At 67.2% G+C, this 19,894-nt stretch carries 19 protein-coding genes; 13 read left to right on the top strand and 6 right to left on the bottom strand.

The genetic code is table 11. The features are described from left to right. Positions 1-122 precede the first annotated feature (122 nt). Positions 123-1,196 (top strand): class II fructose-bisphosphate aldolase, encoded by a 1,074-nt coding sequence (gene fba / locus ACWJI3_RS02150; protein WP_094510680.1) that lies wholly within the window; start codon positions 123-125, stop codon positions 1,194-1,196. Between the two features lie 354 nt (positions 1,197-1,550). Here fba and ACWJI3_RS02145 read toward each other — a convergent pair whose 3' ends face one another. Continuing rightward, on the bottom strand, positions 1,551-4,430 hold the full coding sequence (locus ACWJI3_RS02145) for a UPF0182 family protein (RefSeq protein WP_480202694.1): 2,880 nt from the start codon (positions 4,428-4,430) through the stop codon (positions 1,551-1,553). 149 nt (positions 4,431-4,579) lie between these two features. On the opposite strand from ACWJI3_RS02145, the gene thrC reads away from it, so the two are divergent. The 3 genes from thrC (at position 4,580) to ACWJI3_RS02130 (ending at position 7,285) form a co-directional block, all read left to right on the top strand. Next, positions 4,580-5,866 (top strand): threonine synthase, encoded by a 1,287-nt coding sequence (gene thrC, locus ACWJI3_RS02140; protein WP_259729396.1) that lies wholly within the window; start codon positions 4,580-4,582, stop codon positions 5,864-5,866. Between the two features lie 59 nt (positions 5,867-5,925). Then, a complete protein-coding gene (locus tag ACWJI3_RS02135) occupies positions 5,926-6,201 on the top strand; it encodes a MoaD/ThiS family protein (RefSeq protein WP_094510683.1) in 276 nt (91 codons plus the stop codon). A gap of 94 nt (positions 6,202-6,295) precedes the next feature. Beyond that, positions 6,296-7,285: a cupin gene (locus ACWJI3_RS02130; protein ID WP_480202693.1), complete on the top strand. Its 990-nt coding sequence runs from the start codon at positions 6,296-6,298 to the stop codon at positions 7,283-7,285. Positions 7,286-7,486: 201 nt separating this feature from the next. Here ACWJI3_RS02130 and ftsH read toward each other — a convergent pair whose 3' ends face one another. Further along, positions 7,487-9,223 (bottom strand): ATP-dependent zinc metalloprotease FtsH, encoded by a 1,737-nt coding sequence (ftsH, locus tag ACWJI3_RS02125; protein WP_094510789.1) that lies wholly within the window; start codon positions 9,221-9,223, stop codon positions 7,487-7,489. A gap of 408 nt (positions 9,224-9,631) precedes the next feature. On the opposite strand from ftsH, the gene rpmF reads away from it, so the two are divergent. Further along, positions 9,632-9,811: a 50S ribosomal protein L32 gene (gene rpmF, locus ACWJI3_RS02120; protein WP_094510684.1), complete on the top strand. Its 180-nt coding sequence runs from the start codon at positions 9,632-9,634 to the stop codon at positions 9,809-9,811. Here rpmF and ACWJI3_RS02115 read toward each other — a convergent pair. Genes ACWJI3_RS02115 through ACWJI3_RS02105 form a run of 3 tightly spaced genes read right to left on the bottom strand, consistent with a single transcriptional unit; the run spans position 9,772 to position 11,998 of the window. Continuing rightward, positions 9,772-10,884, bottom strand: a complete 1,113-nt coding sequence (locus ACWJI3_RS02115) for a hypothetical protein (protein ID WP_480202692.1) — start codon at positions 10,882-10,884, stop codon at positions 9,772-9,774. The two genes, rpmF and ACWJI3_RS02115, sit on opposite strands and share 40 nt — an antisense overlap. After that, the gene (locus tag ACWJI3_RS02110; protein WP_480202691.1) at positions 10,881-11,225 is read right to left on the bottom strand and encodes a DUF565 domain-containing protein; all 345 of its coding nucleotides are present in this window, start codon (positions 11,223-11,225) and stop codon (positions 10,881-10,883) included. The genes ACWJI3_RS02115 and ACWJI3_RS02110 overlap by 4 nt, the downstream gene beginning before the upstream one ends. Then, on the bottom strand, positions 11,222-11,998 hold the full coding sequence (locus ACWJI3_RS02105) for an HAD-IA family hydrolase (protein ID WP_480202690.1): 777 nt from the start codon (positions 11,996-11,998) through the stop codon (positions 11,222-11,224). Before ACWJI3_RS02105 ends, ACWJI3_RS02110 begins: the two co-directional genes overlap by 4 nt. 23 nt (positions 11,999-12,021) lie before the next feature. Between ACWJI3_RS02105 and recJ the strand changes: the two genes are divergently transcribed. Beyond that, entirely contained in the window at positions 12,022-13,983 is a 1,962-nt protein-coding gene (recJ, locus tag ACWJI3_RS02100; protein ID WP_480202689.1) for a single-stranded-DNA-specific exonuclease RecJ, read from the top strand. A 64-nt stretch (positions 13,984-14,047) separates the two neighbouring features. On the opposite strand, the gene psb30 is transcribed toward recJ, so the two are convergent. Beyond that, entirely contained in the window at positions 14,048-14,155 is a 108-nt protein-coding gene (gene psb30, locus ACWJI3_RS02095; protein ID WP_094510689.1) for a photosystem II reaction center protein Ycf12/Psb30, read from the bottom strand. Positions 14,156-14,272: 117 nt separating this feature from the next. Between psb30 and ACWJI3_RS02090 the strand changes: the two genes are divergently transcribed. From ACWJI3_RS02090 to ACWJI3_RS02060, 7 genes are all read left to right on the top strand, one after another. Then, positions 14,273-14,677, top strand: a complete 405-nt coding sequence (locus tag ACWJI3_RS02090; RefSeq protein ID WP_480202688.1) for a YkgJ family cysteine cluster protein — start codon at positions 14,273-14,275, stop codon at positions 14,675-14,677. After that, a complete protein-coding gene (locus ACWJI3_RS02085) occupies positions 14,674-15,084 on the top strand; it encodes a TMEM165/GDT1 family protein (RefSeq protein ID WP_255140820.1) in 411 nt (136 codons plus the stop codon). The genes ACWJI3_RS02090 and ACWJI3_RS02085 overlap by 4 nt, the downstream gene beginning before the upstream one ends. A 269-nt stretch (positions 15,085-15,353) precedes the next feature. Beyond that, positions 15,354-15,638, top strand: coding sequence for a TMEM165/GDT1 family protein (locus ACWJI3_RS02080; protein ID WP_255099363.1), 285 nt, complete (start codon positions 15,354-15,356; stop codon positions 15,636-15,638). Positions 15,639-15,743: 105 nt separating this feature from the next. Continuing rightward, complete coding sequence (locus ACWJI3_RS02075) at positions 15,744-18,089, top strand: RNB domain-containing ribonuclease (protein ID WP_480202687.1); 2,346 nt, start codon at positions 15,744-15,746, stop codon at positions 18,087-18,089. Positions 18,090-18,092: 3 nt separating this feature from the next. After that, complete coding sequence (locus ACWJI3_RS02070; RefSeq protein WP_094510694.1) at positions 18,093-18,716, top strand: flavin prenyltransferase UbiX; 624 nt, start codon at positions 18,093-18,095, stop codon at positions 18,714-18,716. Positions 18,717-18,724: 8 nt separating this feature from the next. Next, the gene (locus ACWJI3_RS02065) at positions 18,725-19,246 is read left to right on the top strand and encodes a hypothetical protein (RefSeq protein ID WP_480202686.1); all 522 of its coding nucleotides are present in this window, start codon (positions 18,725-18,727) and stop codon (positions 19,244-19,246) included. Between the two features lie 59 nt (positions 19,247-19,305). Beyond that, complete coding sequence (locus ACWJI3_RS02060) at positions 19,306-19,746, top strand: DUF2996 domain-containing protein (RefSeq protein ID WP_480202685.1); 441 nt, start codon at positions 19,306-19,308, stop codon at positions 19,744-19,746. The last annotated feature ends 148 nt before the right edge of the window (positions 19,747-19,894 follow it).

Below are 19,894 nucleotides of genomic sequence, written 5' to 3'. Positions count from 1 at the left end.
GAGTCGCGCGCATCCCGCGTCAGGGTTTCGAAGCCGGTGGCCTGGTCTCTTGGTCCGCCTCCCCTCGTTCACCGCGCTGGTGCCCCCGACGTGCCCACCCACACCCTCAGAGGTATTCCCCCATGGCCCTCGTTCCCCTTCGGCTGCTGCTCGACCATGCCGCTGAGAACGGCTATGGCATCCCTGCCTTCAACGTCAACAACCTGGAGCAGGTGCAGTCGATCATGGAGGCTGCCTATGAAACCGACAGCCCGGTGATCCTGCAGGCGTCCCGCGGCGCTCGCCAATACGCCGGTGAGATTTTCCTGCGTCACCTGATCATCGCCGCCACCGAAACCTATCCCGACATCCCGGTGGTGATGCACCAGGACCACGGCAACAGCCCTGCCACCTGCTTCGGTGCCGCCGCCAACGGCTTCACCTCGGTGATGATGGATGGCTCCCTGGAAGCTGACGCCAAAACCCCCGCCAGCTACGAGTACAACGTGGCCGTCACCAAGGAAGTGGTGGATGTGGCCCATGCCATCGGTGTGAGTGTGGAAGGCGAACTGGGCTGCCTGGGTTCCCTGGAAACCGGCAAGGGTGAAGCCGAAGACGGCCACGGTTTCGAAGGTGCCCTCTCCCGCGAGCAGCTGCTCACCGATCCTGCCGAAGCCGCCGACTTCGTCGCCAAAACCAAGGTGGATGCGCTGGCGATCGCCATCGGCACCAGCCACGGCGCCTACAAGTTCACCCGCAAGCCCACCGGCGAAGTGCTGGCCATTTCCCGCATCGCCGAAATCCACAAGGCGATCCCCAACACCCACCTGGTGATGCACGGCTCCAGCTCGGTGCCCCAGGAATGGCTCGACATGATCAACAAGTACGGCGGTGCCATTCCTGAAACCTATGGCGTGCCGGTCGAAGAGATCCAGAACGGCATCAAGAATGGCGTTCGCAAGGTCAACATCGACACCGACAACCGTCTGGCCTTCACTGCCGCTGTGCGGGAAGCCGCCTTCAAGGATCCTGCCAACTTCGATCCCCGCCACTTCAACAAGCCTGCACGGGCCTACATGAAGCAGGTGTGCCTTGATCGCTACCAGCAGTTCTGGTGCGCCGGCCAGGCCAGCAAGATCAAGCAGCAGAACATCAACTACTACGCCGCCCTTTACGCCAAAGGCGTCCTGGACCCCAAAACTGCTGTGGCCGTCTGAACCGTCCACAATCAGGCTGTCGACAACCAACAGTGTCGGGCTCACGCAGTCCACGCTCGCGCGAATCACATCCACCCTGGGGCCTTCGGGCCCTTTTTTCATGGGGAGATTTCGGGCTCAAGGCATCGGGCAGCCATGGGCCCTTTGGTCTCATGCCATCGAGAGCCATCCGGTCCCATTGGTCCGATGTGACATGGAACCACAGGCCCCTTTCGGGCTATCCATCCCATGAACCATGCCGCTCAGAGCTTCCGGCCTTGCTGCCTGTGGGACGTTCGGGCAGTGGTTGTGTGGCGGCTGCAAGCTGATTGATTGCGCGAAAGCTTCCAATCGTCCTGTTACCACAGCCTGGCCTCAGAGTGTGTCGAGACCGGGGATCGGCAGGGGCGGAGGCGTGAAGGCGGGCAGTGAGTCCGCTGGGCTGGAGCCTTTGGCGGTGCCTTGGGTGAGCTTTTCAAGGGCAAGTTCAAGATCCCGGTCCATCACAAAGCGGCGCCCGTCGGTGACCACCACCCGCACCAGCGTCGGCAGGCTGTTGTTGCCCGACTCGAGGTAGATCGGCTCCACGTAGAGCAGACCATCACCTACCGGCAAGACCAGCAGGTTGCCATGCACCAGTCGGGCTCCTGCTCGGTTCCACAGACCGAACTGGAAGCTGATCTGAGGATCCTGCTCGATCAGCGCGGTGACCTGCTCCGGGCCCAGCAACAGCCGCTGCTGAGGGAAGCGCACAAGGAACAGTTCGCCGTAATGGGGAGGATCGTTGCGGGCAGCCAACCAGCCCACCAGGTTGGAGCGGCGCACCGGGGAGAAGGGCAGCAACAACACGAATTCCGGCCGCCGTTCTCCAGGCAGCTGGACAGTGGCGTGATACGGCTGCACCGCCACAGTTTCAGAGCCGTAGGTTTCGAGCGGCACCGACCAGACATCATCGCCGTTGTAGAACGTGCGCACATCGGTGACGTGATAGCGAAGCAGACGCTCCGATTGAATCTTGAACTGACTGTTGGGCACCCGGATGTGGGCCAGCAAGGCTGACGGCATGTCCGTGAGCGGATGAAACAGTTCAGGGAAGGCCCGCTGCCAGGTGCGCAGCACCGGATCACTGGGATCGCTCACGTAGAACCACAGCCTGCCATCCTGTGCATCCACAACAGCTTTCACAGGATTGCGGAAATAACGGATGCCTTCCGCGTTGGCGTCACTGTAGGGATAACTGCGGCTCGTGGTGTAACCATCGAGCATCCAGTATTGATGGTGCTTCTCGTCAAACTCCGAGGCGTTCTTCACGTTCACCGTCACCATGTACGGCTCACTTTCGAAGCGCAGGAAAGGGGCCAGAGCTTCCACCCGTTCATTCACCTGGCGCCGCAGCAGCAGCAAGGAGCGGGACGTGAACGAACCGGCCAGCAGCACCCGCGGCTCATGCAGGTACACCGCGGCTGTGAAACGCTGCCAGGCATTGGTGAGCGGAATGCCCCGTTCACCGTCGTAGTGGCTGTAAACGTTCAGCTCCCCGTCAGGGAAATCGAATTCCTGCACCTTGGTGGGCGCGATGGCGTAAGGCGCCGGAGCCGAAGCGAAGTACAGGCGTGGTCGGCCCACGGGAAAAGCGGCCTGCGCTTCAGCGTCCGTGATGCCCAGCTGGGAGATGCCCTGCACCCTGCCACTGCGACCGAGATCCTTCACGAAGAACAGCGGTAATCCGTCAGGCCCGAACACATTCACGGGTGACACGGTGAAGCCGTAGCCATGGGTGAAGACCAGATGCCGGTTCAGCCAGGTGCGCGATCCCTCAGGAAGCGCGGCGCTGTCCAGCTCCCTGGCGGAAATCAGCACCTGCTGGGAGGCCTGGTCCTCTCCGGCCGCGGAGAGGTCGTAGCGGTCGACGGCCGCTGAGGGGAACGTGTAATACAGGCGCAGCTGCTGCAATTGGCGGTTGGCCGCCAGCAAGGGCCCGCTGTCCCAGAGGCGGATGTTGGCCAGGGTGCCCGGCGCTTCGACAAGGTCGGCGGCGGTGATGCGTTGCAGGGGCTCCAGGGTTGTGTTGCGCACCTCCTCAAGGCCGAAGGCGCGCCGGGTGGCACGGATGCTGCGCTCGATGTAGGGCGTTTCCACCGCCAGCTCGCGCGGCTGCACCCAGAAGCGCTGCGCCTGCGGCGCCACCGCGAACTCGGCCACCGGCAGCAGCAGAGCCGTGGCCAGCAGCGGGAGCACCACCACGCGGCGCAGCCAGGTGCGTCGCACCGGCAGCGCCAACCCCAGCGCCGCCAGCATCAACAGCAGGGCCAGCAGCAGCCGGATGGGCAGGCGCACATGCAGGTCGACGAAGCCGGCGCCTGCCGCTACACCGCTCCCCTGCACCATCAACGCGAACGGGGAGAGCGCATTGCTGAGCGAGGCCAGCGCCGCCAGCACGGCGATCTGGGGCTTGAGCACGCCCTGCTGGTCACGGCTCAGGCCTACGAAGCGGAGGTCGCTGAGGCTGGATCCTTCGGTGAAGCTGACCCAGAGGCAGCCGGCAAGCCCCACCACCAACTGCGCGATCAGCACGCTGAGCAGCAGCTGCAGAGCCGGCAGCCGCAGCACTGAAAAGCTGAGATCGAAATGGGTGAGCGGATCGGCTTCACCGAACGGCACGGCCAGCAGTGCCGGCAGCCACAGGCTCCAGCCGCGCGCCAGGGCTGTGGCCGAACCCGCCAGCGCCGCCACCAGCACCAGCCGCAGCACCGGCAGCGGCCGCACCAGCAGCAACAGGCCGAGCAGGGCGGCCAGCAGCCCCACCCCTACGGGCGAGAGGCCGGCCAACGCAGAGAGGCCACTCACCACATCGCCATCGAAGGGATCGGTGATCAGGCCCCGGGCCTGCACGAACAGAAACATGAGCCCTGTGCTGAGCAGCAGCAGCAAGGCCAGCAACGTGCACACCAGCGCGAGGGGGCCCATCCGCAGCAGGGGCTGGCGCGGCAACGGCTTGGCTGTGGCCTCGCTGCGCAATCGCCAGCAGCGGTGGAGTTGCTGCAACTGCAGCGGGACCCCGACTCCCATCACCAGGAGGAACCCAAGCACCTGCAGCATCCAGCGGCGCAACAGCACCTGCTGAAAGTCGAACTGCGAGTACCACGCCCATTCGATGCTCAGCCGCGAGACCACGAGCACGCCGAAGGCGAGCAGGGGCACGAGCAGCAGGCCCGCCAGCAGCGGTGGCTTCAGGCGAGGGAAACGGTGGGGCACGGGCTGAGGCTAAACAGGCATCGGACGCTGACAAGCCTGCGGCCTGAATGGCACTCCGAAGGCAACTGAATACCCGACTTCAGAAATCGGATATTTCCGTGCCTTCTGCTCATCGCTGCTAGCTTTCGATTCAACGCTGCAGTGAGCCTGTGACGGCCACCCTCTCTCGTGCCACCTTCACGGGGCTGCGCTGCAAGGAATGCGGCCACCCCTACGACGCCGGAGCCCGCCACGTCTGCGAAGACGTCTGTTTCGGGCCTCTGGAAGTCGTCTACGACTACGACGCCATCCGCGCCCGGGTGACCCGGGCCACGATCGAAGCCGGCCCGGCCTCCATCTGGCGCTACCGCGAATTTCTGCCCGTGCAGGGCGATCCCATTGATGTGGGCACCGGGTTCACCCCCCTGGTGCGGGCCAACCGTCTGGCCCGGCGCCTCGGCCTCAAGAGCCTCTATATCAAGAACGACGGCGTCAACATGCCCACCCTGTCCTTCAAGGACCGGGTGGTGTCGGTGGCCCTCACCCGCGCCCGCGAGCTCGGCTTCACCACGGTGAGCTGCGCCAGCACCGGCAACCTGGCCAACTCCACAGCTGCCATCGCTGCCCATGCGGGCCTTGAGTGCTGCGTCTTCATCCCCGCTGATCTGGAGCTCGGCAAGGTGCTCGGCACCTTGATCTACAACCCCACCCTGATGGCGGTGAAGGGCAACTACGACCAGGTCAACAGGCTCTGTTCGGAAGTGGCCAACACCTACGGCTGGGGCTTCGTGAACATCAACCTGCGCCCCTACTACTCAGAAGGCTCCAAAACCCTCGGCTACGAGGTGATCGAGCAGCTGGGCTGGCAACTGCCCGACCACATCGTGGCGCCGCTGGCTTCCGGTTCCCTGTTCACCAAGATCCGCAAGGGCTTCGACGAATTCATCAAAGTCGGCCTTGTCGATGAAAAGCCGGTGCGCTTCAGCGGCGCCCAGGCCGAGGGCTGCTCACCAATCGCCCAGGCCTTCGATGCGGGCCGTGATTTCATCACCCCCGTCAAGCCCGACACCATCGCCAAATCGATCGCCATCGGCAACCCTGCCGACGGCCCCTACGCCCTCGACATCGCCCGCCGCACGGGCGGCACCATCGCCTCCGTCACCGACGAGGAGATCGTGGCCGGCATCCAGTTGCTGGCCGAAACCGAGGGCGTGTTCACCGAAACGGCCGGCGGTACCACCATCGCCGTGCTCAAGAAACTCGCCGAGCAGGGCAAAATCGATCCAGAGGAAACCACCGTCGCCTACATCACCGGCAACGGCCTCAAAACCCTTGAGGCCGTCAGCGGGGTTGTCGGCGAGCCCCACACGATCGAACCTCAGCTCAGCAGCTTCAATGCCGCCTGGGAGCGGGCCCAATCCCTGCATCGCGCCACCTGGGAGCCGATGGGGGTCTGACCCCAGCCCACCGGGATTCCCGGCGATTTCATTCCTTCCTTCCCCCTTGCCCAAGTCCCATGGCGATTCAGGTCCTCATTCCCACTCCGCTGCAGAAGTACACCGCCGATCAGGCCAGCGTGGAACTGGAAGCCTCCAGCGTGGATGCCCTGCTGCAGGAGCTCGACAGCCAGTTCCCCGGCATCAAGGCACGTCTCACCGATGAGCAGGGCAAGCTGCGGCGCTTCCTGAACGTCTACGTGAACAGCGAAGACATCCGCTTCCTCGATAACCAGGCGACCCCCTTGAGCGATGGCGATGAAGTGAGCATCGTGCCGGCCGTGGCCGGTGGCTGAGGCCGGCAGCAGGCCAAAGGGTGTCATCGGCGGCCACCCCCCGGCTCCAGGCTTGCGTCAATAGGCTCACCGACATCACCAAGCGGCTGGATCCATGACCCAGACCAAGCCACCAACCGCCACCTCGCCGAGCAGCTCGAGCCGGCCTTCCGCGGCACCTGCAAGCAGCCCAAGCCCCACCGCCCAGCTGTTCGACTATCGCCAGGCAGCCAACCCTATCCGCCACGGGCTGACCGAACCGATCCCGGACCAGCGCTGGGGCCCTGAACTGCACGCCAGCGGTCCGACGGCCGTGCTGCCCCTTGATCTGAGCGCGGCTCTCGGCTGCAGCGGCCCGGCTACCAGTCCGGCCCTCTCCGCCAACTTCATTCGTCTGCTGGCCGGGGAGTCGATCGAGGCCAGCGCCACCGCCACCAGCCTCCTGTTTTACGTGCTCCACGGCGAAGGCCGCTGCCACCGGCAGGGCAACGGCATCGCCCCGGCCTTCCGCCAGAGCTGGAGTCAGGGCGATCTGTTCGTGCTGCCGGCCGGAGCCACGCCGCAGCTGGAGGCCACGGCCGAGAGCGTTCTCTACTGGGTGCACGACGCTCCTCTGCTCCGTCATCTGGGTGTGAGCCCCGATCAGGCGCGCTTTGAGGCCACGTACTACCCAGGCAGCTGGCTGCGCCAGGAGCTGGCTCTGCTGGCAGCCGACCCCAGCAGCGCCCGCAGCAACCGGCTGAGCCTGCTGCTGGCCAACACCGCCCTGCCTGCCAGCCGCACGGTCACCCATACCCTCTGGGCCATGTACGGCATGGTGCCGGCCGGCGCCGTCCAGCCACCGCACCGGCATCAGTCGGTGGCGCTTGATCTGGTGATCGACTGCGATCCCGGTTGCGCCACGCTCTCCGGCAGCGAGCTCAATGCCGACGGCACCATCCGCAACCCCGTGCGCATGGAATGGGAACCCGGTGCCGCCTTCGTGACCCCGCCAGGGCAGTGGCATTCCCACGTGAATGAAAGCGGCCGCACTGCCCTGTTGCTGCCCATTCAGGACGCCGGCCTGCACACCTACCTGCGCAGCCTCGACATCCGTTTCAGCTGAGCAGGTGGTTCCGGTTCATTCGATCGAACAGGTCGCCTGATCACAGGGTGACCTGATCAAATCGTTCCTTCGCTCGAACACACCAGTGCATCGAGCAGGCCAGTGATCGAAGAGCGCGTGGAGATAAACCGTTCGCCTGTTCCTCAGGCCTCGACTCGTGATGAATCAACACTGCCAAGGCTCCCCACCTGCGCTGCCCGCTCAGGCCGCGGGGGTGGGCGTAAGCGCCCTCTGGGTGGTGGCCATGAGGTTGGCTTCATAGCGGTCCACGATGGCCCGGAAGTCATCGCCGCTCAGGGTTTCCCGCTCGATCAGCAGCTCCACCAGATCATCAAGCAGGTCACGGCGCGGCTCCAGTTCGGCGACAGCCCGCTCGAGCGCCTCCTGGGAGAGCGCGCGCACCTGAGCATCAATGCGGCGGCCGGTGGTTTCGGCGTAGCTGGGCCGCGTGTGGATCAGATCGCGACCAAGAAACACTTCAGCGGCATCACCTTCAAGTGCGACCGGCCCCAGCGGTGAAAAGCCGTAGCGGGTGACCATCTCGCGGCAGATGCGGGTGGCCATCTGCAGGTCGCCGGAAGCACCCTGGGTGATTTCGCTGGGGCCGAACACCACCAGCTCAGCGGCGCGACCGCCCATCACGACCACCAGCCGGGCCTGCAGATACGCGCGGCTGATCAACCCGGAATCAATGATGTCCTCATCCGGCATGGTGCGGGCAAAGCCGCCGACGCCGCCGGCCCGCGGCAGCAGGGTCACCTTGTCGAGGCGATCCGCGTGGGGAATGAGGGTGGTGAGCAGGGCGTGCCCCACTTCGTGGTACGCGATCAGGCGCTTCTTGGCGCTGTCGAGCAGGGGAGCCACGGCCAGGCCCATGGTGATGCGCTCCAGGGCATCGCTGAGCGCCTGGTCATCGATGCTGGCTTTCTGGCGGCGTGCGGTGAGGATGGCCGCCTCATTGAGCAGGTTGGCCAGATCCGCCCCGGAGAATCCAGGCGTGCGGGCGGCCCAGGTGGCCATTGACACCTCGTCCGAGAGGGGCCTGCTGCGGGCATGCACAGCCAGGATCGCTTCGCGGCCGCGCCGGTCGGGCAGATCCACGCTGATCTGGCGATCAAAGCGACCGGGCCGGGTGAGGGCCACATCCAGAACATCCGGCCGGTTGGTGGCCGCCAGCAGGATCACGCCGGAGTTTTCCTCGAAGCCATCCATTTCGGTGAGCAGCTGATTGAGGGTCTGCTCCCGTTCGTCGTTGCCACCGCCGATGCCCGCTCCACGCTGGCGCCCCACGGCATCAACTTCATCAATGAAGATGATGCAGGGAGCCTTTTCCTTGGCGCGGCGGAACAGGTCGCGGACCCGGCTGGCGCCCACGCCCACGAACAACTCCACGAACTCCGAGGCCGCCATCGAGAAGAAGGGCACACCCGCCTCGCCGGCGATCGCCTTGGCAAGGAGGGTTTTGCCGGTGCCAGGCGGGCCCACCAGCAGAACACCGCGCGGAATCTTGGCGCCGATGGAGGTGAAGCGCTCGGGCTGGCGCAGGAAGCTCACCACCTCCTGCAGTTCTTCCTTGGCCTCGTTGATGCCCGCCACATCCTCGAAGCGCACCGACACCGTGCCTTCGGGCTGGAGGCGCGGCTGGCTGCGCCCGAAGCCGATCGCCTTGTTGGCCACCTGGGAGGAGCGGCGGATCAGCAGCGTGAGACCCCCCACCAGCATCACCACCAGCAGCACATTGACCACCAGGCCAGCGGTGGCATCTTCCTGGCGATCATCACGGACGCTGAGCGGCACCTTGGCCTGTTCGGCGGTGCTGAGCAGCAGGGTGTCGTTGGCGAACACCGGCACCCGCGCTTTGCTGCCATCGGCCATGGTGACCAGGGCTTCCCGCTGGCGCAGCGACAGCTCCACCTCCTTCACCTGGCCGGCCCGCATCAGGGCCAGCAGCTCGCTGTAGGTAGGGGCCGGAGCCTGCTGCACGCCAAAATTGCCGAAGAGGCCAGGGCGAGACTCGGCAGCAGCCGGAGGCAGGGCCGCGGGCGTCGCTTGACCGGGAGGCTGGTCTTGAGCTGCTTTCTCCGTAGGGGTCGGCTCTGCGGTGGAACGTTCTGGAGGGGTCTGGTTGCCGGGAGTAGGACTGGTGCTGGTGGCGGCTGGCCTCGATTCAACGGCAGGAGCCGCTGTGGGATCTGGGGCAACCGACAGGGCAGCGGTGGACCCGCTGGACCAGAGCGGATGCACAGGAGGCGCGCTGCTCACGGGGATTTGCTTCTCCTTGGAGCTTAGCGATTTGACGAAAGGCAGGCCGGCAGCGGAAAGTAGTTGTTTGGCAGTAGGTAGGGAATGGCTGTTCCCAAGAAGAAAACGTCCAAAGGCAAGCGCAATCAGCGCCACGCGCACTGGAAAGCCAAAGCTGGCGTTGCCGCCAGCAAGGCCCTCTCCCTCGGCAAAGCCGTGCTCAGCGGCCGGGCTCAGGGCTTCGTCTATCCGATCGACGACAGCGCCGAAACCGAAGAGAGCTGAGGACCTGCCAGGCGGGCCTGCTCACCGGTGCCCATCCAACGGAAGCGGCGCCGGCTGTCCAGTAGCCCCACCGCTTCCACAACCTGCTCCTGGCCTGGGTCGGTGCACCAGACCAAGGGATCCTGGTAAAGGGCTGGTGGGAGAGAACACAGACTGGCCCGCACAATCCTTTCCAGGTCGGCCCCACGCAACGCTATGGCTCCCGGGAGTGGAGTTTCTGTGGAGCTTCTGAACACGGAAGCGCTGATCCCGGCGTCCCCACCCATTGAGCCGCCCAGGCGGCGCTTGCGCGCTTCAGCCTGAAAGCGCCAGCGGCGTGGCCAGCTCCAGTCGAGCGGTCGCAGCACCCACAGCCCATCCAGCTGCGCCCACACCGGCGCGTAGGGCAACAGCGCAGCGTCCCACTGCGGCAGCCAGGCCTGTTCCTCGGGCGTCAACCCCAGTGCCGCCCCACCCCCCAGTCGCTCCAGCCGCCCCGCCAGTGCTGCCGGGCCAATCGCACGGCAACCGATCATCCAGCCCTCCAGCAGCACCACATCGGCCTGCTGGGCGCTCCAACCGCTGCGATCACCACGCCCTTGCCGCAGGCGTTTATCGAAGCGGGGCCAGCGCAGGATCCCTTCCTGGCGCCAGCGTGTGAGCTGGTGGGCGAGCAGGTCCGCGTCATGGCTGCCAGGAGGAACCCGGTCGACACCAAAGGGATTGCCCGCCATGCGGCTGATGCGCTCCTGCCAGGGCCAGTAGAAGTCGTCGATCGAGAGGCTGCTCAGGCTGAGGCCCAGCGCCGGTGCCAAGGCGCTCAGCCAGGCACCGAGGCTGGATTTGCCGGCCCCCACCGGGGCGTTGAGGCCGATCAGCAGGCGCTTGCCCTTGGCCACCTCGCGCTGGCAGCGGGTCAGCAGCGGTAACACCAGCGCCCAGCGCGGATCAGGCGGAATGGACAGGGCGTCGGGATGCTGCCGCCAGCGCTCCTGCCAGGCCACAGCATCCGCCACACCGCAGGCCTGCAGCAGGCGGCCGTAGGGAGCCTCAGGCCAGAGCGGGGTGTACGACGGCTCTGGAGTGTGCGTCACGAGCCCAGCTTGAACGCCTCTGCCACCACGGCGTAGACGAACCCGAGGCGCAGGTGGTCGCAGATCACCCAGGCCAGGGTGGGTTCACCGCGCACCTGGTGGCTGCGCACCCGTACCAGCACTTCGAGCAGCACCACCAGCAGAAGCACCACCACCGGCCGCTGCCCGATGGTGACGAGGAAATAGGAGGTGAGGTTGTTACCGGCGAAATACCCGGCCAGCAGGGCGATCAACGACAGGCTGCGGCGTCGCCAGGTGCCACGCACCCCCTGCAGCAGGGCAGCGGCGCTGCGATCGAGCAGGTGCTGAAAGCGGGTGGCCTGAACCGGCGGGGTGCTCATGACGGAACGGCCAGCTGCTCCAGGTAGGAGAGCGTGATCAGGCCGTCAGGGCAAGGTGGGCCCTGCAGCACCGAGACGGGAGCGCCGCCCTCACCCAGCTGGCTCACAATGGCGGCCGCCCCCTCGAACACAGCGAGCGGTTCCTGGCGTGTGGCTTCGCTGAGGGTCACCAGGGTGCGCAGGCCAGCGGCCGTGGCGGCCCGGGTGCCGTTGCTGGAATCCTCAATTGCCACCACCGCTGCCGCCGGCATCGCCAACTGGCTGAGGGCAAGGGTGTAAGCGTCGGGCGAAGGCTTGAGGGCAGCCACGTCGTCGCCGCACACAAGAAAGGCGAAGGTGGCAGCCGCCCCAGGCAACAGGCGATCGATCAGTGCCTGCGCGGAGACGCGCCCGCTGGTGGTGACCACCGCCTGGCGGAGGCCGGCGCTGGCGGCGGCCGTGATCAGCCGCTCGACGCCCGGGCGCAGCCGGATCGCCCCGGATGCCATCAGGGCTGTGTAGTGCTGTTGCTTGCGACGCACCAGGGCATCCAGCAAGGCGGGATCGGGGGGCTCAGGCCCCTGGTCGCTGAGGTAGACGCGCAACCGCTCCCGGCCGCCACTGATCGCCAGCAACTGGATGTAGGTGGCCGGATCCCAGTGCCAGGGGAGGCCTTCCTCGGAAAACGCCAGGTTGAAGGCCGGGCGATGACCGTCCAGCTCCGTTTCCGCCAGCGTGCCGTCCACGTCCCAGAGCAGGGCGCCAAGGGAAGGCTTCAGAGGAGCGTCATCCATGCAGGGAGGGTAGGCAAAGGCGCATGAACAGCCAGCACACAGAATGCGGAGGCCGCCTCGACGATGGCCTGTTGTCCCGCCTGCCCGAGCAACGCTGGCAGTTGCCGGCGCCCCTGCCGGCCCCGGAGGCCAGTGACCCGGCAGCCAGGGATACCGCTGCGGCGCTGGCCGCCCTGGGTCTGCCGCCCGAACTGCTGGCCGTGCTGCGCCGGCGGGGCTTTGACAGTGCGGCGGCGATCACCGCCTTGCTGGACCCCCCCACCGCCCCCGATCCTCAGCAGCATTTCCAGGACCTGGGCGTGGCGGTGGAGCGCCTGGCGCTGGCCTGTGGGCGAAGCGAAGCCGTGGCGATCTGCGGCGACTACGACGCTGACGGCATGACCAGCACGGCCCTGCTTGTGGGCGTGCTGGAGCGGCTGGGCGCCCGGCCGGTGGCGGCGATTCCCAGCCGTCAGGACGATGGCTATGGCCTCAACACGGCGATGGTGGATCGCCTGGCCGGCGACGGCATCCGCCTGCTGGTGACGGTGGACAACGGCATCGCCGCCGCGGACGCCCTGAACCGGGCTCTGCAGCTGAAGGTGGACGTGATCCTCACCGATCACCACACCATTCCGCCGGAGCCACCGCCTTACCTGGCGCTGCTGCATCCCGCCCGCACCCCCGAAGCCTCGCCCTACCGAGGCCTGGCCGGAGTGGGGCTTGCCTACGTGCTGGCGGTGGCGCTGGCGGAGCGGTTGAAGCGCGCGGATGCCACCGGCATGGCGCTCGACCTGTTCTGCATCGGCACGATCGCGGACATGGCGCCCTTGCACGGGGTGAACCGCCGCTGGCTTCAGGACGGCCTGTGCCGCTTGCAGGGCTCCGCGCTGCCGGGACTGCAGGCCCTGCAGCGGCTGGCTGGACTCGGGGAGCGACCGCTGGATGCCATGGCGGTGGCCTTTCAGATCGCGCCGCGGATCAATGCCGTCGGCCGGCTCGGGGATCCCCAGCTGGTGGTCGACCTGCTGACCACCGCAGATCTGGAGTGCGCCATGGAACTGGCGCAGCAGTGCGAGGCGCTCAACCGGCAGCGCCGCGATCTCTGCGATGCCATCGAAGCGGAGGCGGTGGCACTGGTGGAAGCCGACGGTCCCGAGCGCAGCCCTTTTCTGCTGCTGGCCCAGGGCCATTGGCACCACGGCGTGATCGGCGTGGTGGCGGCCCGGCTGGTGGAACGTTTTGGTGCACCGGTGGCCCTGCTGGCCGGCGAGGGCAACGGGATGCTGCGGGCTTCGGTACGGGCGCCCAAGGGATTTGCGGTGGATGCGGCGCTGCATGCCTGCCACGACCTGCTTGAACGTCACGGCGGCCACCCCGCCGCCGGTGGTTTCACAGTGCGGGCCGAAAACGTCGCGGCTCTCCACGACGCACTCAGCGCCATCGCCAGCGCCACTGCCAGCCCCCTGGGCAGCGGACTGCTGGTGGAGCCCGAAGCACGGCTGGCGCTCGATCGCATCGACAGACCCTTCTGGCTCTGCCTGCAACGGCTGGAGCCGTTCGGTGCCGGCCACGAAACACCCGTGTTCTGGAGCCAGCAGTGCCGCGTGGTGGAGCAGCGCAGCCTGCGGGGCGGCCATCTGCAGCTGCTGCTGGAGCAGAACGGCATCCGGCAGCGGGCGATCGCCTGGCGCTGGCAAGGAGAAGGAGCGGTGCCGGCCGTGGTGGACGTGGCCTTTCGCCTGCGGCTCAACCACTGGCAGGGCGAGGAGCGCCTGCAGCTTGAAGTGGTGGGCCTGCGCGAGAGCGGTGGGGGCGAGGTGCTGCTGCAGCGCCGCCAGCGCGCCTACTGGTGCCGGGTGGAAGCGGAGGAGTTGCGCATCCGCAATGCCTCAGGCGAAGAAATGGGCGTCCCCCTGCACGAAACGAACGTGCAGGGGGAGAGGCACCCCTACGTGCAGGGGCTGATTGATGAAGCGACCCTGGCCTTGGGCCTGGTGGCCTGAGGGGTGTGTTGGCGCAGGGCGTGGGCCTGGGCCGGACGCGGGGCCAGTGCCAGGGGCAGCAGGCTCAGAGCGCGCCGCGCCGATAGAAAAGGATGAAGATCACGGCCGGGCCGGCCAGGGTGATCAGAGCCAGGGCGAGGAAGTTGGCGATCAGATGGAAATCAATACCCATGGTCCGAAAGCTCGCAAGGAAAGCGCTCTGCGTGGCAGCCTAAGGGTCATGGTGACGGGCATCCCGGTGGCGACCATGCCACTGTGACGGCTTGTCACAGCAACGCGGGGTGACCTGATGGTCTGCGGAACCCACTGGAGCTGCATCTCCGGGTGTGGAGCCTGCTGTCGCCTCGATCCCGAGGAGCGGAGCGAGGCCCTTGAAGCGCTCAATCCCCGGCAACGGGAGACCTATCTCTCGATGGTGGGCGCTGACGGCTGGTGCCGCCATTTCGACACCGGCTCCCGCCGCTGCAGGATCTACGCCGAGCGGCCCGATTTCTGCCAGGTGAGCCAGCTGGCCAGCCTGTTCGGAGTGCCCGCAGCAGAAAGCCAGGCCTTCGCGATCCGTTGCTGCCAGCAGCAGATCCGCAGTGAATTCGGCGGGCGCAGCAGGGAGCTGCGCCGCTTTGAACGGGCCACCCGCCGGGCGCCGGCACCGCTGAACGACCAACCTGGTTCCGTTGCCTCCTGCCCTTCATGAGCGCCACCAACGACCCCGGCACCGGGCCAGCCGCAGATCCTGCGCCCCTGCCGGCCGACGCCCCGGACACAGGCGGAGCCGTCCTGCCGGCCTCGTTCGTGAGCATCCTGTTCACCACCTTCACCACGGTGTTTCTGGCGGAACTGGGCGACAAGACCCAACTGGCCGCCCTGTTGTTATCCGCGCAATCCGGACGCCCCGGGGTGGTGTTCCTGGGGGCGGCACTGGCCCTGATCTGCTCCAGCCTGGTGGGGGTGCTGCTCGGCCGCTGGCTGGCAACGGTGCTCCCGCCGCAACGCCTCGAACTGATCGCCGGGCTGCTGATGGTGGCGCTCGGCCTCTGGCTGGGCATCCAGGCAGCTGTGCAACTGCTGCAGGTCCCCGCGGCCGCCGTGCTGCTTCCTTGATCCAGCCGGCTTGGGTTGAACCTTCACCCGGCCTCATCGTCTCGTGACGTTGATCTCCCCTTGGATGGATCGACTGCTTGGTTGATCAATCCCGGCCGATCCACTCCTTGGTGATCCGCTCTCGGTTGATCCACTGCTTGAGTGATCGTCTCCTTGGTTGTTCTTCGCACAGATTCAGTTGGCCCGGGTGGAGCGCCCTCCGTTTGAGCGAACACTCCCCCTGACCAAGCCGCTGGAATTCCGGTCCTGCCGTCCACCCCCTCAATCCGATGCAACTTCCGCTGCTGGCCTCCACCTTTCTCACGGTGTTCGTGGCCGAACTCGGTGACAAAACCCAGCTCACGATCGTGACGATCAGCGGCACCTCCAGCAACACCCTGGCGGTGTTTCTCGGCAGTGCCGGTGCGCTGGTGCTGGCCAGCCTGCTGGGAGCCCTGGCCGGGGGGTCTCTCTCCTCGCTGATCCCGCCGGCCGCCCTGCAGCTGGCCGCCTCGCTGGGGTTCCTGGTGATCGGCAGCCGCCTGCTGATCCGGGTGCGGCAGGAGGCTTCGTAAAGTCTTTGCTAAGACGCCAGTTCCCGGGGGCTCCGCTGCACGCCCCGGGAACCGCCATCTCTATCCCCGTTCCTGGCTCCAACCCTGTCTCTCCCCGCTGCTCCGATGAAGTTTTCGGTCGCTGACCTGCTCGACCACCTGCCCGAATCCGATGTTCTGCCGGTCGAGCAGCTCGAGAAGGCGCTCGGTCTGAGCCTCACGCCCGACAAGCAACACCTTCGCATCGCCCTGGCAGGCCTTGAAAAAGTGGGGCTGCTCGAGGCGAACGAGGCCGGCATCTCACGACGCGCCGACGACAGCCTGATCGAGGCCCGGCTGCGCTGTTCCAGCAAGGGGTTCTGCTTCGCCCTGCGCGAAGACGGAGGCGATGACATCTACATCCGCGACCACCAGCTCAATCACGCTTGGAACGGCGACCGCGTGCTGGTGCGGATCACGCGGGAGGGTGGGCGCCGTCGCTCCCCGGAGGGCGGAGTGCAATGCATCCTCGAGCGGGCCACTGCCAGCCTGCTGGCTCAGGTGGAGCAACAGGACGACCGGCTGGTGGCCGTGCCCCTCGACGACCGGCTGCTGACCACCGTGGCCCTGCCAGCAGACGATGCCGTCTACCTCGACCCCGCGGCCGAATCGGTGGTGGAAGTGCGGCTCGATCGCTACCCGGTGGCCCAGTTCCCTCCCCAGGGCCATGTGGCCCGGCGTCTGCCGATCAAAGGGGGCGAGGAGGCAGACCTGGATCTGCTGCTCACCAAACATGGCCTGCGCGAACGGGCCAGCGCCCCCCGCGCCAGCCTGCGCAGCCCCAACGACAAGGGCCGCACCGACCTCACCGGTCTGCCCACCCTGCTGCTGCGGCCCTGGCAGGGAGCGGAGGCGCCGGAACTGCCGGCCCTCTCCCTGGAGGAAAGCGACGAAGGCCTGCGGGTCTGGATCCACAGCCCCGCCGTGGCCGAGCGGATCACGCCCGGCAGCGCCACCGACCAGTGGCTGCGCCAGCAGAGTTCGGCCTACTGCCTCGGCAAGCGCTGGTTGCCGCTGCTGAGCCCGGCGCTCGCCAAGGCCACTGCCTTCCGGACCGGCGAATCCGCCGCCGCCGTATCGGTGGCCCTGACGATCACGTCGGAAGGGCAGCTGAGCCACTACCGCTTCGCCCTCACCACCATCCGCCCCGACGCCGAAGTGGACGCCGCTGCCCTGGAGGCCCTGGCGGACCGCAAGCCGAAGGCCCGCACGGTGCCCACCTCGCTCAAGGCGCTCAAAACCGTCCTGCCCGACCTGGAACGCCTGATGGCGGTGGGTCGTGGGCTGCAGGAGCAGCGGCTGGCGGCCGGCTCGGTCGATCTCGATCTGCCCTTCCCCCCGCTGGACGTGCTCGGTGATCTGCGCACACCCGAACCCGATGAGTGCCACCGCGGCTGGATGATCACCCTTCCCTCCACCCAGCCGCTGGCGCTGCTGCGGGAAGTGGTGCTGCTGGCCGGCCGCGCCCTGGGTCATCACCTGCAGGCACTGCAGCTGCCGGCTCTGTTCGCGGTGCAGGCGGCGCCCGATCCGGCGGAAATCAACGAAGTGGCCAAGGCCGCCCTGGCCCTCGATGTCCCCCTTGACCTGGACGACGAGGGCAATGCCCCCGCTCCCGGCGTGCTGGCCACGATCTTCGCCGCCAGCGAACGCCGCCGCGGCTTGCAGCACCAGCTCAGCGAGGTACTCAGGCCCGTGCAGATCAGCCTGGAGCCGGGGCCCAACCTGCTCGCCGGCGAAACGCAGGCCTACGCCCCCTGGTGCCTGGCCACCTCCTCCTACGCCGATCTGTGGAACCAGCAGGTGCTGGTGCTGCTGCTCACCGAGGGCAAGGATCGCCCCAGCGTGCGCCATAAAACCCGGGTCGACCTGGCCTCCGATGCCTGCCACGGCCAGATCGACTGGCCGCTGCTGCCGCCGAGCCAGATGGCCGAGCTGCAGCAATCCCGCAGCGTGTCCCTGCTGCAGCGCCTCAATGGCCGGGCCCGCTTCGTCGCCGACCTCCAGGGCGACCTGCTGGCGATGGCCCAGGCCCGCGCCGCCGAACCCCTGGTGGGCGAGACACTCACCGGTGTGATCAGCGGCGTGCAGAGCTACGGCTTCTTCGTGGAAATCCCTCCGTCCCTGGTGGAAGGGCTGGTGCACGTGAGCTCGCTCAAGGACGACTGGTACGAATACCGCTCCCGCCAGAACCGGCTGGTGGGGCGCAAGAACCGCCGCACCTACATGCTGGGGGACGCCGTTGAGGTGACCATCCTCAAGGTGGACGCCCTGCGCCATCAGATCGATCTGGCGGCGATCCTGCCGGACGACGACGGCAGCGGCAGTGAGCTGGGCGGTGCAGGCCACTTCAGCGGTGATACCGGCGCTGAAGATGGCGCGGGCCCCGACGGTCAGGACGGCATCGACGCCGAGACCGACACGGAGGCCTGAGCGATGGACCCGGTGGTTCTGGCGGTCTCCGGCGCGTCCGCCATGCCGCTGGCGGAGCGGGCCCTGCAGCTGCTGCTGCAGGCGGGCCAGCCCGTGGAGCTGATCGTCAGCCGCGGCGCCATCACCGTCTGGCTGGCGGAGCAGGGCCTGCGCATTCCCGTCGAGCCTGAGGCCCAGACGGCGTTCTGGCTGCAGCGCACGGGCTGTGCCGATGGGCCGCTGCGCTGTCATCGCTGGAACGATCAGACGGCGGCGATCGCCAGCGGCAGCTTCCGCACCCGCGGCATGGTGATCCTGCCGGCCAGCATGGGCACGGTCGGACGGATCAGCAGCGGTGTCGCGCTGGACCTGGTGGAGCGGGTCGCCGATGTGCACCTCAAGGAGGGCCGGCCACTCGTGATCGCACCGCGGGAGATGCCATGGAACCTGGTGCACCTGCGCAACCTCACCCAGCTGGCGGAGGCCGGCGCCCGCATCGCTCCGCCGATTCCCGCCTGGTACCAGCAGCCCCGCTCCCTGGAGGACATGGTGGATTTCCTGGTGATCCGGGTGTTCGATTCGCTGGGGTTCGAGCTCGGTGAGCTGCGCCGGTGGCAGGGTCCGGTCGAGCTGGCGCTCCCCACCTGAGACCCGCCGTGCTGCAACGCCTGCTGCTGCTGCCACTGCTCGCCCCGTTGCTGGCAGTGCTGCTGGTGGGTGCCTTAAACCCGCGGCCAGCCACCAGCCTGCGGCTGCTGATCTGGACCTCACCGGCGCTGCCGATCGGTCTGTGGATCGCCGCAGCAGCCGGTGGTGGCGCCGCCCTGAGCGCGGGTGCCACGGCGCTGGCGCTCAAGGGTCAGTACCGGGTCGTCGTTCAGCGGCAACGCAGGGGTCTGGAGCCGCCAGCCCAGCAGGAACCATGGGACCTGCCCCGCAGCGAGCCGTCGCGGCGCCGCGACGCACCCGTTGAGGGGTCCGGGCGCGGGCGCCCGTTTGACGCAGCAGCGGCCGGCCCTGTTCGCGCCGCTGGAGACCCTGCCCCCACCGTGGCCGTCCCGTTTCGGGTGATCCGCCGCGCTGATCCAGGAATGGGCGCTGCCGGAGCTTCTGCTGCAGCCACCGCAGGAGATGCCGGTGCGGATGGCTGGGAGGCGCCACCAAGCGACGACTGGTGAACCAGCCGGACGGCACCGCCCCTAAAGTTCCCAGACCTGAACTCCAGATCCCCGTGCCGGTGAGCGAACCCAACGGAGCCGCCCCCACGCCATCTGCCGTGGGAGCCGCGGAGAAGCCGGCCGCCAAAGCCAAGCCCCCGGCAGTGGAGGACAAGCCGTTCGCCGAGTTCGTGCCGGAGATCTTCCTGCCGGCACTGGCCAAGGAAATGCAGGCCTACGGCGGGCCATCGCCGGAGCTGAGCTTTGAGCAGGCGCCGATGCCCGTTGTGGGTAGCGACTGCTGGGTGGTGAAAGGGTGCATGCCCCGGGGCCGGCGGTTCTGGCTGTGTTTCACCACCACCGACATCCACGGCCCCAAAACCTTCAGCCTGGCCGAATCCGGTAGCGAACCCACCTTGCTGGAGTCGTTCCTGATCGATGAACGCAAAGCCACCCTGCCCCTGCTGGTGTCCAGGGTTGTGTCACGGCTCAACGGGCAGAAGTGGCTCGGGCCCAACTGAGGCCAGCGCACCGGGCCCGGCCGGTACCTCAAGCACGCCGCCCCATTGGAGACACAGCGTTGAGCCTCTATCACGGCTCGATCTGTTGGAGCGTCACAACTGGGCCCCTTCGGCTCGGATGGCCCTTACGATGCCTGCATCGCCTGCC

This window comes from Marcopretia estuarina LEGE 06307, from assembly GCF_056633115.1.
This window is presented reverse-complemented; position numbering and strand designations above follow the sequence as displayed.